This is a genomic window from Bacillus sp. S14(2024), assembly GCF_050473785.1.
In the GTDB taxonomy this organism is placed as follows: Bacteria; Bacillota; Bacilli; order Bacillales; family Bacillaceae_G; genus Bacillus_A; species Bacillus_A yunxiaonensis.
On sequence record NZ_JBFLUP010000006.1, the window covers coordinates 2,340,456 to 2,356,192 of the forward strand.

17 protein-coding genes are annotated in these 15,737 nt (G+C 34.4%); 11 read left to right on the forward strand and 6 right to left on the reverse strand.

Going from position 1 to position 15,737, the window contains the following annotated elements; all coding sequences use genetic code 11:
• Window positions 1-29 precede the first annotated feature (29 nt).
• Window positions 30-791, reverse strand: coding sequence for a DUF1836 domain-containing protein (locus AB1279_RS12200; protein ID WP_429749610.1), 762 nt, complete (start codon window positions 789-791; stop codon window positions 30-32).
• Window positions 792-1,050: 259 nt separating this feature from the next.
• On the opposite strand from AB1279_RS12200, the gene AB1279_RS12205 reads away from it, so the two are divergent.
• The 3 genes from AB1279_RS12205 to AB1279_RS12215 all read left to right on the forward strand — a co-directional run bounded on the left by AB1279_RS12205 (window position 1,051) and on the right by AB1279_RS12215 (window position 2,317).
• A complete protein-coding gene (locus tag AB1279_RS12205; protein ID WP_429758997.1) occupies window positions 1,051-1,497 on the forward strand; it encodes a hypothetical protein in 447 nt (148 codons plus the stop codon).
• Complete coding sequence (locus AB1279_RS12210) at window positions 1,485-1,793, forward strand: YxcD family protein (protein WP_429749614.1); 309 nt, start codon at window positions 1,485-1,487, stop codon at window positions 1,791-1,793. Before AB1279_RS12205 ends, AB1279_RS12210 begins: the two co-directional genes overlap by 13 nt.
• Before the next feature lie 158 nt (window positions 1,794-1,951).
• Entirely contained in the window at window positions 1,952-2,317 is a 366-nt protein-coding gene (locus AB1279_RS12215; RefSeq protein ID WP_429758998.1) for a carboxymuconolactone decarboxylase family protein, read from the forward strand.
• Window positions 2,318-2,389: 72 nt separating this feature from the next.
• On the opposite strand, the gene AB1279_RS12220 is transcribed toward AB1279_RS12215, so the two are convergent.
• Window positions 2,390-3,211 carry an alpha/beta fold hydrolase gene (locus AB1279_RS12220; RefSeq protein ID WP_429759000.1) on the reverse strand — a complete coding sequence of 274 codons (822 nt, stop codon included), beginning with the start codon at window positions 3,209-3,211 and terminating at the stop codon, window positions 2,390-2,392.
• 167 nt (window positions 3,212-3,378) lie between these two features.
• Here AB1279_RS12220 and AB1279_RS12225 point away from each other — a divergent pair, with 167 nt between their 5' ends.
• From AB1279_RS12225 to AB1279_RS12235, 3 genes are all read left to right on the forward strand, one after another.
• Window positions 3,379-3,975, forward strand: coding sequence for a DUF6609 family protein (locus AB1279_RS12225; RefSeq protein WP_429759001.1), 597 nt, complete (start codon window positions 3,379-3,381; stop codon window positions 3,973-3,975).
• 151 nt (window positions 3,976-4,126) lie between these two features.
• The gene (ppaC, locus tag AB1279_RS12230; protein ID WP_429759002.1) at window positions 4,127-5,059 is read left to right on the forward strand and encodes a manganese-dependent inorganic pyrophosphatase; all 933 of its coding nucleotides are present in this window, start codon (window positions 4,127-4,129) and stop codon (window positions 5,057-5,059) included.
• 287 nt (window positions 5,060-5,346) lie between these two features.
• Entirely contained in the window at window positions 5,347-5,799 is a 453-nt protein-coding gene (locus AB1279_RS12235; protein WP_429759004.1) for a DUF6884 domain-containing protein, read from the forward strand.
• A 294-nt stretch (window positions 5,800-6,093) separates the two neighbouring features.
• Here AB1279_RS12235 and AB1279_RS12240 read toward each other — a convergent pair whose 3' ends face one another.
• From AB1279_RS12240 to tnpA, 3 genes are all read right to left on the reverse strand, one after another.
• On the reverse strand, window positions 6,094-6,453 hold the full coding sequence (locus tag AB1279_RS12240; protein WP_429759005.1) for a cytoplasmic protein: 360 nt from the start codon (window positions 6,451-6,453) through the stop codon (window positions 6,094-6,096).
• Window positions 6,454-6,774: 321 nt separating this feature from the next.
• A complete protein-coding gene (locus AB1279_RS12245) occupies window positions 6,775-7,845 on the reverse strand; it encodes an RNA-guided endonuclease InsQ/TnpB family protein (protein WP_429759006.1) in 1,071 nt (356 codons plus the stop codon).
• Window positions 7,846-7,850: 5 nt separating this feature from the next.
• Entirely contained in the window at window positions 7,851-8,249 is a 399-nt protein-coding gene (gene tnpA, locus AB1279_RS12250; RefSeq protein ID WP_429759007.1) for an IS200/IS605 family transposase, read from the reverse strand.
• A gap of 446 nt (window positions 8,250-8,695) precedes the next feature.
• Between tnpA and recQ the strand changes: the two genes are divergently transcribed.
• The 5 genes from recQ to AB1279_RS12275 all read left to right on the forward strand — a co-directional run bounded on the left by recQ (window position 8,696) and on the right by AB1279_RS12275 (window position 14,975).
• Window positions 8,696-10,813, forward strand: coding sequence for a DNA helicase RecQ (recQ, locus tag AB1279_RS12255; RefSeq protein ID WP_429759009.1), 2,118 nt, complete (start codon window positions 8,696-8,698; stop codon window positions 10,811-10,813).
• A gap of 25 nt (window positions 10,814-10,838) precedes the next feature.
• Window positions 10,839-11,234 carry a gamma-glutamylcyclotransferase family protein gene (locus AB1279_RS12260; RefSeq protein WP_429759010.1) on the forward strand — a complete coding sequence of 132 codons (396 nt, stop codon included), beginning with the start codon at window positions 10,839-10,841 and terminating at the stop codon, window positions 11,232-11,234.
• Between the two features lie 315 nt (window positions 11,235-11,549).
• Complete coding sequence (locus AB1279_RS12265; protein ID WP_429759012.1) at window positions 11,550-12,020, forward strand: DinB family protein; 471 nt, start codon at window positions 11,550-11,552, stop codon at window positions 12,018-12,020.
• A gap of 162 nt (window positions 12,021-12,182) precedes the next feature.
• Entirely contained in the window at window positions 12,183-12,764 is a 582-nt protein-coding gene (locus AB1279_RS12270; RefSeq protein WP_429759014.1) for a nucleotidyltransferase domain-containing protein, read from the forward strand.
• A 102-nt stretch (window positions 12,765-12,866) separates the two neighbouring features.
• Window positions 12,867-14,975: a HelD family protein gene (locus tag AB1279_RS12275; protein WP_429759016.1), complete on the forward strand. Its 2,109-nt coding sequence runs from the start codon at window positions 12,867-12,869 to the stop codon at window positions 14,973-14,975.
• 71 nt (window positions 14,976-15,046) lie between these two features.
• On the opposite strand, the gene rpiA is transcribed toward AB1279_RS12275, so the two are convergent.
• Window positions 15,047-15,727 (reverse strand): ribose 5-phosphate isomerase A, encoded by a 681-nt coding sequence (rpiA, locus tag AB1279_RS12280; protein ID WP_429761378.1) that lies wholly within the window; start codon window positions 15,725-15,727, stop codon window positions 15,047-15,049.
• Between the last annotated feature and the right edge of the window lie 10 nt (window positions 15,728-15,737).

The window sequence follows — 15,737 nt, forward strand, 5'->3', positions numbered from 1 at the left end:
TTTTTGGTTATATGCGGCTGGATAGAAGTTTAATTCAAATTTAAATGTTGTAAAAACAAAGTAGCTGATACGTAGCGCTTCGCTAATCTTTGTACATAAGCAGTATGAACAGATAATGTTGCAATTACAATTGCATTTCGAATTGCTTCGCGTTGTTCTTTGTTTATATGTTCAATTTTAGCTGCTAATTGATCAGCTTTTTCTTTAATGATTTGTTCAATAGTATGAATCGTATTCGTTGCATTGAATTGAGCGAAACCTTGTTGATTCAGTTCTTCAAATAGAGAAGAGTAAAAAACATATAATTGAACAGGATTAATTAAATCATCAGTACGATCTGCTGGATCATTCACAATCAGTTTTAATAACTTTCGAATAGATTCAAAATCAAGCGCTGTTTTTAAATCTTCTACAATAAATAATAAGGCAGCTTGTTCGATTGAATATTTTTTTCCTTTTTGCGGAGAACCAATCATTTCTTTTATATCACGTTTCACCCAATTTTGCAGTGCCGTAATAGAAAAGTTAGTGTTTTCAATTTGATTTCCAAGAGCTACAATTTCATTTAAAGAGAGTCCAATATCCGTTTCTTCTACTTTAATAAGCTTTTCAAATATAGGTGCTAGTGCTGTTGTAATAAGGGCTGTAAAACTTTGACCGCTCTCAATATCTTCTTTATGTGACTTTGCCCAGGCCTCTTGTAAAATTGCAAGAGGTTTTTTTGTATTCCATCCTCTAAGAGATAGGAGGAGCATTGCCATTTCGTTTCGTGTGAGATGAAATGTTTCCATCTTTTCACCTCCAATAATATAAAAGTTCTTATGAACTTATATTATGTATTGTTTTATATAAAGTCAATTGTATTCTCATGATTTTTCCTGTGGTTGAAGAATATAGTAATTATAAGAAATAATCCTTGATTATTCTTTTGAAAGTTCATATAATAAGTTCATAAGAACCTTTTAATTAACTTTAAGATTCAACTATCTTTTCATATTTTAAGAGAAGGATAGATATTATTACTTATAGTAGAAGGAGAATGAATATTATATGTTTAAAAAAATCGTAACAATATTGACTGCATTTATGTTTGTCTTCGCCGCTAGTAGTTCAGTAGATAGTGCTTATGCAAAAACCTACAAATCTGGTAAAAAATCTTATACTCCAAGTTCAGGACAAACACAAAAATCAACAGTGGATTTAAAGAAAAAAGATTCTAATGTAAATGCAAATAAAACGACAGATTCAAAAACAAAAGCAACAAATACAGCACCAAAAAGTAATAAAGGAAGCTTTATGAAAGGTCTTTTACTTGGTGGTATTGGTGGTTTATTAATGGGTAGCTTATTTGCTAACATGGGAGCTCTTGGTTCTGTATTAGCATTTATGGTTAATATGCTTGTAATGGCTGGTATTGTAATGTTAGCGGTTCGCGCATTCAAATACTTTAAAAATCAACGTAAGAAACAGGTGGAAGAAGCAGCATGGAAACGATAAAAATTCCCGAACAAGAGTTGATTAATGCACTCTGTGTATATATTGCACAAAAACGTCAAGTTGCTCCAGAACAAGTTCTTGTGGAACTGATGTATGATGACGATTATGGTTTCTCAGCTGAAGTAGAAGTAAATGGTCGTCAGCAAATTTTAATTCAGGCAAATTTAATCGAGGCACTTCGCCTATGGCTTGATATGGAATATCATATTAATCCATTCGCAGCAAGATTACAGCTTGAATTACATGATGAAGAAGGTATTATCGCTTTGGCAAATTTAAATCATTCAAATGAGTAATATAAAAAATAGCTGTTGAGATGTAACTATTCTCAACAGCTATTTTTTATGCGTATAAGAGAAAGTATGCACGAAAAAAATGATGATTAATTAGGATACCATCTTTTTTTTCGTGCATACTAAGTTGTAGTACATATTGAAAAAATGGAGGGAATATAGTGGATTTTCAACAACAAGGTTCAACATACCAATCATTACAACATTATAAAGAAGGGTTAGGAAAGTTTACACAACAAATTCCTGAAATTGCTGAAGCTTATAATGTTTTTACACAAGCTTGTTTCCAAGAAGGGACGTTAACAAAAAGAGAAAAGCAGTTAATTGCATTAGGTATTAGTTTAGCTATGCAAGATGAATATTGCTCAATTTATCATACAAAAGGTTGTATTGATCAAGGATGCTCTGATAAGGAAGTGCTAGAAGCGTGCGGCGTGGCAGTTGCATTTGCTGGCGGAGCTGCAATGAGCCAAGCTGTTACACTTGTACAGGAATGTATGGAAGAACTACACCGACAGAAGCATTGAAAGATAAAAAACTCCTTCAGAATGAAGGAGTTTTTTGCTCATTGCTTAAAACGAATCGAAGGAACATATTAATCATGGTGCATTATTGTCATCTAACGACTGAACGAAAGTTTCTACTACTTTATTAAAACGGTCTGCTTCTTCTAAAAAAGGGCAGTGACAGCTCTCTTCAAAAACTATCAGCTGAGAGTTTTTAATATGTTTGTGTAAATGTTCACCTGCTGCAACAGGAATAAGTTTTTCTTCTCTCCCGAAACAAAGTAGAGTAGGAGTGGTAATTTGATTTAAATAATCTCGATAGTCCACGACAGATTGGTCAAATAAAATAGCGCTTGCTATAGACTCTGGGATAGTTGTCACTTCTTTTAACATCCACTCAAAATCCTCTTCAGAGAGAGGGTTTTTGAACATTAATGGAATAAATCCTCTCAAAAAACCAACTCGATCCATTTGTATTTCTCGCATTATATGAATAAGATCAGAGAAATCGAATGCTCCAATTGAAAAATCAGGCCATTTAAAATCTGAAGCTAGTTCATCTACGATAACAGAGGCTTTCACATTACTTTCTCCAAATTGTTTCAAATATTCCCAAACAACAAATGCTCCCATAGACCAGCCAACTAACACAACGTTCTCAAGAGATAATTTTTCAATAAAGGCATGTAAATCATGAGCATAGTTTGCAATGGTATGCCCAGATTGAACGTGGGAAGAACGACCATGACTTCGCAAATCCAGTGAAATTGCGCGGTAGTTTTCACTAAAATAAGGAAGTTGTTTATGGAAAAAGCGACTGCTCATCCAAACCCCATGTACGAATATAATCGGCGTTCCTTGACCTTGATCTTCATAATATATATTCACATCATTATCAAGTTTTATATAGGGCATGTACGTAAACCTCCTTTTCACAGATAAAATAAGTTTACATATTCGAAAATATGCTTTATGGCAACTGTGTATTCAAACATAGCCAAATTAAAAAATATCTGGTGAAAAATATATAATAACTATATAATTTTATATTGAAATTATATAAAAATTAGCAAGGGGAATGAATGATGGAAGTGCTCGAGAAATTGGCAATGAAATTAGGTTATGAGAAAGGAGGAAAGTTAGAATTTTTAAATAAAAGAATCGCTGGTTTATGGTTAATATGGATTGGAGTCGTTATTGTTATAGCCACGATTGTCGGTGGGGAATTTTTAGTTCATCCCGCAGTTTTTGGGGCTGGTTATTTTACAGGTTTTCTATTCATTTTACGGAATAAATATGTAAGAAAGAAGCTTTCATTTGGACCGCTATCTAAATTTCAATCTAAAGTTGGGAATCTATCAATAGTTCTTTTATTTGTTCTTATGGGATTAATTTCAGGAAGATATTTTGAAACGAATGACTATCGTATGATTTGGCTGGGAGCTTTACTTGCAACAGGTATTCATTTTATTCCATTCGCGATCCTTCACGGGAAAAGTATGATTTATCTTTCTATTCCATTAATCATAATCACATTATTTGGACTGATTGATTCTAATCTTTCATTTATGTATGTTGCAATTGCCGATGGTGTAATAAAAGTTTTATTCGGTATTGTACTATTTTTATCAAAAGATCCAAGAGAAAGAATGACAAATAATTATACAGAAACTTTATAAGGAAGAGAAAAAGAAAAGGGAGATGCCTTTGCTTTTTTATGTTTCAGAATGAAATGTTTAGAAGAAAGTGCAATTATTTATAAAAAAATGTGTTTAAAATATTGTCATATTTGCTTCTTTAAGATATCCTTTTCATGAAGAGGTGGAAATCATGGAAAAAGTACTTATTTTCGGGCATAAAAACCCAGATACAGATGCAATTTGTTCTGCAATTGCTTATGCAGAGCTGAAAAAAGAATTAGGAATGAATGCTGAACCTGTACGTTTAGGTGAAATCAGCGGTGAAACTCAATTTGCGTTAGATCATTTTAAGGTAGAAGGACCGCGTTTTGTTGAGACAGTAGCAAACGAAGTGGACAATGTTATTTTAGTTGACCATAACGAGCGTCAACAAAGTGCTAATGATATCGAATCTGTTCGTGTATTAGAAGTAATCGACCATCATCGTATTGCTAACTTTGAAACAAGCGATCCTTTATACTACCGTTGCGAGCCAGTTGGTTGTACAGCTACAATTTTAAATAAAATGTACAAAGAAAACGGCGTTGCAATTCGTAAGGAAGTTGCAGGATTAATGTTATCTGCAATCATTTCAGATTCTTTATTATTTAAATCTCCAACTTGCACAGATCAAGACGTAGCAGCAGCTCGTGAACTAGCGGAAATCGCTGGTGTAGATGCAGAAAGCTATGGCTTAGAAATGTTAAAAGCGGGTGCAGATTTAAGCGGTAAAACAATGGAGCAATTAATCTCCCTGGATGCAAAAGAATTCCAAATGGGAGATGCAAAAGTTGAAATCGCACAAGTAAACGCTGTTGATACAAATGATGTTCTTGTACACCAAGCAGAATTAGAAAAAGTAATCTCTGCAGTAGTAGAAGAGAAAGGTTTAGACCTATTCTTATTCGTTGTAACAGATATCTTAACAAATGATTCTGTTGGCCTTGCAATTGGTCAAGCAGCACAAGTTGTTGAGAAAGCATATAACGTAACATTAGAAAACAACACAGCTATTTTAAAAGGTGTTGTTTCACGTAAAAAACAAATCGTTCCTGTTTTAACAGAAACATTCCAAACTCTATAAGAGAAGAATAGGACGAAAAGGAAAGAACAAGCTGATATACAGTCTGCTTGTTTTTTTTTTTTGTTTTTAGGAAGCATAAAATTTTGGATATTAAGGTCTGTTACTTTCATGTTTCATATAGGAAACATGAAAATTAGGTAGGAAGAAAAGAAAAAACAGATGTTTTCATCTGTGAATGAAAAATGCTATGATTTTATTGCTAATTACTATGTCATATTTAAAAGTAATAATGAAGAAATGAAGCAGATTATCTAGGATTGAAAGAGAAAAGAGGTAAGAAGGTAACAATGAGAAGACTATGCATAATTCCATGTGGGAAAAAGAAGATTTGGGATAAGTTCCCTGATATAGGGCCGACAGAAGCAAAAGAAGTGTACATTAGTCCATTCGGAAAGGCGTGCCAAGCGTATGCTTCTCAATTTTTTACACACTGGGTTATTTTATCCGCAAAGCATGGATTTTTACTGCCAACCGATATAGTAAAAGAAAACTATGATCTTGCTTTTAATTCGAAAAGTGGTGAGATTATTAATATAGAACAACTAAAAAAACAGATGATAGATAAAGACTTGCTAGACTTTGATGAAATTGTTCTGCTTGCAGGCAAGAAGCATAAAAAAGTAGTGACAAAGTTATACCCAGAAGAAATTATTTCTTATCCATTAGAAGGCTGTAAAGGGATTGGATATATGTTGCAGAGGCTGAAGAAGGCAGTTGAAGATCATAACGAGATTCAGTAAAAGTTAAAAGAATTTGATCTATGAGGAAGATTAATAATTAGTTATTGAAAAATAAAGGGACATTAGGGATACCCCTTTATTTTATCATTAAGATCATAACTGTATAAATCCATTTTAATGTTCCAACACATATGTCACTGCTATACAGAATACAATATGCCCTGCACTCGCTTGCTCCTTTTGTTTAAAACATGGCATGTGGTAGAAAAAGGCCCTGACCGCTCCTACGCACGGCTAGTTGCTCACGCCCTCCCATAAAAAGAAGAGCAGTTTTATGTTTTGTATATATAACTGTTAGTTATAGTTTATTACTTGCTTCATAAGATTTCTTATCTCTTTAACCGGTGGTTTTTTATCGTATATATCAATACGTGAAGAATAATAATTTAAATTTCTAACAAGACCTTTTCCGATTTTTTCCTTTAGGAAAGGGAATACTTGTCCAGTATAGTCTTCGAGAGATTTACAATAGTATTTTTCATCCAAATAAATGCTATATTTACATGTTAGCTCTACTAGTGGGTTACCTTCAGAATCATATACATCTTTAGATTCAATAATGTCTATTAGTGCAAATCTATCATTGAGATAAACTTTTTTCTTCTTTTCAGGCTTATTAGAAAGAATAAAAGCGATACCTATTGCGTTAATCAATATGTTGCCTCCTATAAATATAAAGTGAAACTTTAATCAGCCCTCAACAATCGGACTTTTACGGGCAGCACATCTCTCAACTAAATTCTTTGCCTTTGCTGAATTTTGAGGTGGAGGTCTTACTGCCTATTAATGCGGTATAAAAAAGATACTAATAACATATATCGATATATGTTAAATTTGACACTCCCACCACTAAAGTGGAAAGCTGACTAACGTCAGTGGGATTCTTACTACCATAGGCGAAGTCCATTTCTGGTATCGCTGACGTGCAAGTTTAGGGTGTGCCATCACCCCTCATAGGGCAGAACATATAGTTCCCTATGCTGATTGACTTTTACCATCAACCACAGGTGCATATCGAATATTCATAGCACCCACTCTATCTCTATGTGTTTCAAACCCGCACGAACATGTATATTTTCTATCTTGTGCTTTGTTCTTTTTGGAACAGCTAGGACACGTTTGTGAAGTGTACGCAGGGTTCACATACTCTACTTGAATGCCAAGCAGATTTGCCTTGTATTTAATGAATTGAGATAGACGATAAAATGACCAAGTATGCAGATTCTTTTCGTTTTTACGACTTGTTCTTGTCGTCTGTCTGATATTCGTTAGCTGTTCTAAGCGAATAACAGAAATATTATTTTCTACCGCAAATTGTACGATAGCACGACTTACTTTATGGTCTTGCATATATCGTTGTTCTTTATCATCAAGATTGCGAATAGCGTTCAACTTCTTTAATTTTCCTAACTTTTTACGCTGAGACTTGCATGAACGGCTGACATATTTATTTTGTCTGCCATTACCAAAAAAACGAGTGTTTCCATCATCAGTTACAGCGACGGCAGGAACTTTCAAACCTAAATCAACACCCATTATTTTCGTCCCTGCTTTCTCACTTGTAGGAATCGTGACAGAAATTTGTGCAATCCATTTGTTTGATTTTTGGGTGATACGAAGTGTACCTAATTTATGTTTTAACAAATCGAAATTGCGATTTAACTTATCCACTAACAATGCACGAATAGGTATTTTCTTTACTTTTCCATCTTTCACCAAAGGCAGATAGATGTGAGTGAAATCAAACGAGTAGTTTTGGTTATTCCATACGCAAACAGGCTTTTGGAGAACAGGAATGATCGTGTATTTGCTTTTCTTCGCTTTTCGAAACACACTTTTCGCATCTTTAATGGCTTGGTTTTTAACTGCACTTGGAAGGTTGGCAGGAACATCTTTTGTAGTCTTTTTCGTGCTTTTCTGTTCCGCAACCATTTCAGAAACAAGTATGTTTATCGTAGAGATATACTCTTTCCCCATAGACCTTAAAATGAAGGCCTGTTCTGTCGTTGGAAGCAATTTGACTTTCACTGTTATGGTTTGCGACATAAATTTTACCCCCTTGTTTTTTGTTGTTCAACATAGCGTTTAATCGTTACACTTGATACATTTCCTGCGGTAGATACAAAATAGGAACGTGTCCATAGGCTTGGCAAGTGCCCGAGATGGGGAAATTCCTCTCTCAACTTTTTAGAAGTCACTCCTTTTATTTTTGCCATAATATCAGCAGGGCTAAATGTTGGTAGCGCGTTTAAAAACATATGTGTATGGTCTTCGTCGCACTCTAAAGCAAGAATAACGATTTCCAATTCCTCGCATATTTCTTGTATCAACTGTTTGAAGCGTTCCTCTACATCAGCACGAAGGAATATTTTTCTCCTGTATCGAGGACAAAAAACAAAATGATAGTGAATCAAAGATACTGTTGTGTTTGTTCTTCTATATTCGTTCATACATTTATTGTATTAGTTTGTTAATTACACTGCAACGATAAGACATAAAAATAGTGAGGTGTATATTTTGGATACTTGAAGTAGCCCAAACCTTATGGTCAAAAGACCACTCCGTATCCAACCTCACTTTCATTCCATGCCTAAAGGCGGACTAAAGTCCTGCATGGGCTTTACCGTTTGGAAAATCTGTAATTTGTTTTCAAAAATTATGGTTATTACGTAGATAACAATGGAAATAATCATATCAAATAGCGAATGATAATTTTGATAGTAGTCATTTTTTTATTAATATTATTGCTAAAAATGGTTTTCTCTAGCTTTACATGAGTTGTTAATAATTATTCGTAAGCATGCGAAGTGTTGGAGAGAAGTAGAGAGTACAATGACTTTTGACTAATGGTATAATACTAATAAATGAAAGACTAAGAAAAGCAGGTGAATCTTTTTTGTTTACAAAAGCACAAGAACTTTTAGCTTCCTATTTTGGCTACTCGTCATTCCGTAGAGGGCAGGATGAAACAATTAAAAATATATTAGATGGAAAAGATACGGTTTGTATTATGCCAACAGGTGGCGGGAAATCTTTATGTTATCAAATTCCAGCACTCGTATTAGAGGGCACAACATTAGTTATTTCTCCGCTTATTTCACTGATGAAAGATCAGGTTGATACTTTAACGCAAAATGGAATTCCAGCTACATATATTAATAGCTCTATTTCAATTACCGAAGCCAATCAGCGCATTCAGCTGGCAAAACAAGGACATTATAAATTGTTATATATTGCACCGGAGCGTCTTGATTCTATTGATTTTATTGATCAACTGATTGATATGAAAATCCCGTTAATTGCAATTGATGAAGCACACTGTATTTCACAGTGGGGGCATGATTTTCGTCCGAGTTATTTACATATTCATCGTGTACTCGATTATCTTCCAGTACAGCCAATCGTACTTGCATTGACTGCAACAGCAACGCCGCAAGTACGACAAGATATTTGCAGTACTTTAGGAATAGCAGAACATAATACGATTATAACGACTTTTGAACGAGAAAATTTATCGTTTTCTGTTGTAAAAGGACAAGACCGTGATGACTTTTTGTCAGGATATATTCGTCAAAATAAAAAAGAAGCGGGTATTATTTATGCAGCGACACGTAAAGTTGTCGATCAACTTTATGAAAAACTAAATAAAGAAGACGTTTCTGTAGCACGTTATCATGCTGGTATGAATGATAACGATCGTAATGAACAGCAAGAACGTTTTTTACGAGATGAAGTAAATGTAATGATTGCAACATCTGCATTTGGAATGGGAATTGATAAATCTAATATTCGATACGTGATTCATTATCAACTTCCGAAAAATATGGAAAGTTACTATCAAGAAGCTGGACGTGCTGGACGTGATGGCTTAGATAGTGAATGTATCCTACTTTATTCTCCGCAAGATGTGCAAGTACAGCGATATTTAATTGACCAGTCAACAGGAGCTTCTCGATTTTCTAATGAACTAGAGAAACTGCAACATATGACAGATTACTGCCATACAGAAAATTGTTTGCAATCATTTATTTTACAATATTTTGGCGAAGAACCAAAACAAGATTGCGGTCGCTGTGGCAATTGTACAGACGATCGAAATAGTGTCGATGTTACAAAGGAAGCACAAATGGTACTATCTTGTATGATTCGAACAAATCAGCGTTTCGGTAAGCAAATGATTGCGCAAGTATTAACTGGATCAAAAAATAAAAAGGTAATCGAATTTAATTTCCATACGTTACCGACATATGGATTGTTATCAAACAGAAGCATGAAAGACGTTAGCGAATTTATTGAGTTTTTGATATCAGAGGAACTCATTGCAGTTGAGCATGGGACGTATCCTACATTAAAAGTAACAACAAAAGGGAAAGACGTTCTACTTGGTAACCAGCTTATTTTCCAAAAAGAACGAATAGAAACAAAACAAATTGTGAAAGATCATCCACTATTCGAAGAGTTACGTCATGTGCGTAAAGAAATTGCACAAGGAGAAGGAGTACCACCGTTTGTCATTTTCTCTGATCAAACATTGCAAGATATGTGCGCAAAACTGCCAAAAACACGAGAAGAAATGCTACAGGTAAAAGGTATAGGTGAGCATAAACTTGAGAAATACGGTAATATATTTTTACAAGTTATCACAAATTTCCTCGAACAGAATCCTGATATAGATGCGATGATTACGACAGAAGTTATAACAGAACGAAAGCAATCGAAAAAGGCAATGAAAAATTCTCATCATGTTACATATGAAATGTATAAACAGGGAGATGCACTTTCTCATATCGCTGAAGTACGCGAACTGTCCATGCAAACTGTAGAAAATCATTTAATTCGTTGTTTTGAAGAAGGAATGGAAGTGGATTGGCCAAGCTTTGTTCCGAAAGAATATGAATCTATGATTGCATCAGCAGTAGAGCAAGCTGAAGGTGGATTAAAAGCTATTAAAGAACAGCTTCCGGATAATATTAGTTATTTTATGATTCGTGCTTATTTACAAATGAACAAATAACAGAGTGATAGTGAGGGATGAGAATATGCATTATGTTTTTGTATATGGAACGCTGCGAAAAAATGAAGCAAACGCTCATTTTTTACAAGATTCCATATGTATTGCAAACGAATCTTGGACATACGGTTCATTATTTGATACGAATGAAGGGTATCCAGCGATGATTCATTCAAAGGATAAGAAAGTATATGGGGAAGTATATAAAGTAACAGATGCTGTATTAAGAGAATTGGATAAATTAGAAGAATATACAGGGGACTCTGAACAAGATCTATACAATCGAATTACACAAGCTATCTATATAAACGAAAAGATATTAGAAGCTTATGTATATATAGCACAAAAGCAAGATATGCTGCAGCATCAGGTTGTAGAAGGTGATTGGGTATCTTATCGTAAATTATTATATAAGGATGGGTAATGGAAGGAGAGGGAAAACCCTCTCCTTTTTTCATAAATATACACAGATAGATAGAGAAACCATGCCGATGATTTAATCAGAACAACTTAAAAAAGCAAATGCCTTCACTAGAATGGATTAAACAGTTAGTGTAGTTATTTTATGATTCATGCTTAAATACAAATGAACAAATGATAATTTGCATGAAGTCATTCCGCTTTACATGATATGAATGATTCGTATAGAATATAATCGATCTTTATTTCATGTCACTTCTGATTTGTCGAGATTTTTAATACGTTAATGAATAAAAGGGATTTGAAAGGGGCGTAAGGTATGAATAAACTAATATTTAAACAATTTGCGATGACAAGAGGTTATTTTATTAAAAACGTAGAATCACTTTCGAAGGAAATAACAAATGTACAGCCAGGTGGTTTTAACAATACGATCCAATGGCATATTGGCCATGTATTAACGGTTACTGAACAGTTTATGCTCGGTTTTCCACATAAAACGACGCATCTTCCTGCAAATTATATCGAGTTATTTGGAAACGGCACAAAGCCGGCTGATTGGAAAGGAGATGTACCTACTGTAGATAAACTCATCGTAGAGTTGAAAGATCAATTAGTTCGTCTTCAACAAATTCCTGCTGAACAGTTAAATGAAACGCTGGAAAAACCATTTATGGGACTTGGAACCTTTGGAGAATTAGCCGGTCTTTCATTAATGCATGAAGCAAATCACTTAGGACAAATTCAAGCGATGAAGCGCATTATTGAACATAAAGGAGTGCAGAATTAGTAAACTCCCGAAAAATAATTTAGTGGTTTTCAAAAGGAGCTATTCTCGGAAAAATAGCTCCTTTTGATTTTGCAAAAGCACTTATATGATTCTTTTTGGTTTAGACAATTTTTCAATTGAATTTTATTTTAAACTAAAAATATCGTGAGAAGAAGGAGTTGAATGACTATGATTCAAGCGAAACAACTCAACTTTATTGTTGAAATCATGAAAAATTTCAAACATCCGTGGTTTGTTGCAGGGGGATGGGCTATTGACTTAGGAATAGGAGTAGTAACGAGAACACATGAAGACATAGATATTTGTATTTTTAGAGAACATGCTGAAGAAATCTTTACATATTTCTCTGATTGGGACATTTATGTAGCAATTCCCGAAGAGGGGCGAGTCGTTCCATGTTTGAACTTAGAAGATATAGCTCTTCCAAGATATGGTTTACATCTATACAAAGAACAAGATTTCATCGAGATATTATTAACAGATAAGGAAAATGACAAAGTTTTATTTCGAAAAAATAAAAATATATGGATGGATTATAAGCACTTTGTTCATGAAGATGCACTTGGACGTAAATTTATTGCCCCTGAATGGCAGCTGCTCTTTAAAGCAAAAGAGGGCAGAATAAAAGATGAACAAGATTTTAAGGCATATATACCATATATGAATGAACAACAAAAGTTATGGTTAACGAGTGCCCTAAAAGAACAATTTCCTTCGTCAGCGTGGATTAAGGAGTTAATATAGATTTTTTTAGAAAGTCTCTCTAAACACTTGACTTATAGGATTCATTTTTAATAGAATTAATATTCGACTGAAAATTTCAACGAATAGGAGGGAATTACGGACGTGAACGAAATATATGAACAAGAGCTAGAGAAATTAAATAATACGCTTTCGAAAATTAATCGCCAATTGGATAAGCTAGAGAATATTCCAGTTTATCATGGAGAAAACTTTACAGAACAAGTGCTTGAAACTATGCGAGAATCTAGCCGACAAAGACTTCGAATCGCCAGTCAGGAGCCCTATTTTGGACGCTTAGATTTTCAAGAAGAAGGAGAGCTACAGCAAAAACCTGTCTATATTGGTAAAGTTGGTGCTTCTGATGAAGAAACGCAGCAACCAATTGTCGTTGATTGGCGAGCGCCTGTTGCAAGTATGTTTTATTCATTTACTGGAGGAGAGGATGTAGCTTTTTATGATTCTCCAGAAGGAATCGTTGAAGGACTTGTTCATTTAAAACGCAACATTGCTATTCGAAAGCAAGCATTAGAACGAGTTGTAGATACATATGTAAGAGGAAGTGATGATCTATCACTAGCGGATGATTTTCTTCTCTATCGCTTAGGAGAAAATAAAGATAACAAGTTAAAAGATATCGTTTCAACGATTCAATCAGAACAAAACGAAATTATCCGTGCAGAAAAAAATGTCCCTCTCATTATTCAAGGTGTTGCAGGTAGTGGAAAAACAACGATTGCCTTGCATCGTCTTGCTTTTCTAATTTATCAATATCGCGAGCAGCTTCGCGCTGAGAAAATGATAGTTTTTGCACCTAACAGTATATTCCTTGATTATATATCCAGCGTATTACCAGAGCTTGGTGTTGGTGATATTCATCAAACTACGTTTCAAGATTGGGCATTACATACTTTAGAAAATAGTGTTTCTGTACACAGTACTGATAAACAATTACAACAAGCATTCGCTATTCAAAAGGACAAAGATGAGATAGCGGCTGGTAAATTAAAAGGGTCCATGGACTTTCAAGTGTTTATCAATCAGAGTCTGTGCAACTACGAAAAAAGTATCGTGCTAACGAAAGATTTTGAGCCTTGGGACTATTCAGTATTACAAGGAGAGGTAATTAAGCAGTGGTTTGAAACAGAATATAAACACTATCCGTTAGGAAAGCGAAGAGAACGGATTGTTGCTCGTATGAAACGTTGGATTGAGATGGAACTCAAGATGATATCAGACACAAATAAAAGGAAGCAACTAAAAAAACAAGCAACGCAAAGACTTAATAGCTATTTAAAGTTTTGGCCGAAGATGAATGCGCTATCCTTTTACAGTATGTTAATGAAACAAGAAGATATTTTAAGTGTGTTGCCGGCTGAACTTGTACAAGAAACAGCAAAAAATTGCCGAAAAAAAGAGGTTACTCTAGAAGATTTAGCACCGCTTATCTATATTCATCACTATTTAGAGGGAATAAAACCTGGGCAAAAATTTCATCATGTTGTGATTGATGAAGCACAAGACTTTTCTCCGTTTCAACTTTCCATCTTAAAAGAAATAACACTTGGAAATTCCTTTACTATTTTAGGTGATTTATCACAAGCTATTCATGAATATCAAGGTATTCATGATTGGCAACAGTTTCAAGAAGTATTTAATCAAAATGCCCAGTACTACGAATTAACGAGAAGTTACCGCTCAACAAAGGAAATTATTCACTTTGCAAATGAAGTCATTCAAAATGCCAATATTCCAGTAGGGCTTGCCAATCCTGTTTTTCGCAGCGGTGAAAGTGTAAAAATGATCTCGACAAATGATCAATTTCAATCTGTTTTATCTACTGTAAAGACCATGCAAGAACAACATGTAAAAACGATTGCTATCATTGGGCGAACTGAGGAAGAGTGCCGTGAGATATACGGAAAACTCACAGATGCTGGTATTTCTACAAATATAATAGAAGCCAATCAAAGTAAATATGAAGGCGGCATTTCAGTCGTTCCTGTTTATTTAGCAAAAGGATTAGAATTTGACGCAGTACTACTTATCGATGTAGATGCAACTCATTATAAACAAACAAAACAAGATGCTAAATTGTTATATGTCGGATGTACTCGTTCTCTACATGACTTACGGATTTTTTATTCAGGGACATGTTCACCTTTAATTCAACAAATTCCAAGAGAATTGTATGAAGAAAGGATAGATGTTTAATCAAACTAGAACAGAAATTAAAAAGATGTAGCTCAAAAAAGTACTTTATACTAGTACCTTTAGGGCTACATCTATTTGTTCTGAGATATTAATTTTTTCACACCATTACTTTTACCAATAACAACTATATGAGCCATGTTAATGAATAATCCTGTCTCAACCACACCTGTTAATGTTTTCAAAAGTTGATGTGTTTCAATTGGGTTTGCTATGAACTCAGGAAAAGCACAATCTACAATGAAATTTCCATTGTTTGTTATGTAAGGTTTATTATTTTGAAGACGTAAAGTAGTTGTACAGCCTACTAATGTGCAGATTCTCTGTGCTGTATGCTCTGCTGCAAAAGGAACAACTTCAACAGGCAACGGAAATTCCCCTAAACGGGACACTAATTTAGATTCATCTGCTACGATAATAAGCTGTTTTGATGCAGTTGCGACTAATTTTTCGCGAAGAAGTGCACCGCCGCCGCCTTTTGTTAATTGTAAATCATTACTAATTTCATCTGCTCCATCAATAGTCAAATCAAGTTCATCTACTTCAGATAAAGACACTAAAGGAATTTGTAACTCTTTTGCAAGTTGTTCTGTTTGTTTAGAAGTAGGTACACCACGAATTGCTAGACCTTCTCGTGCAAGTTCTCCTAATTTTTGTATTGTCCAATATACAGTTGAACCCGTACCGAGCCCAATTGTCATACCTTCTTTTATGAAATCAACAGCGTATTCACCAGCTAAGCGCTTTGTATCCAACATAGTACCT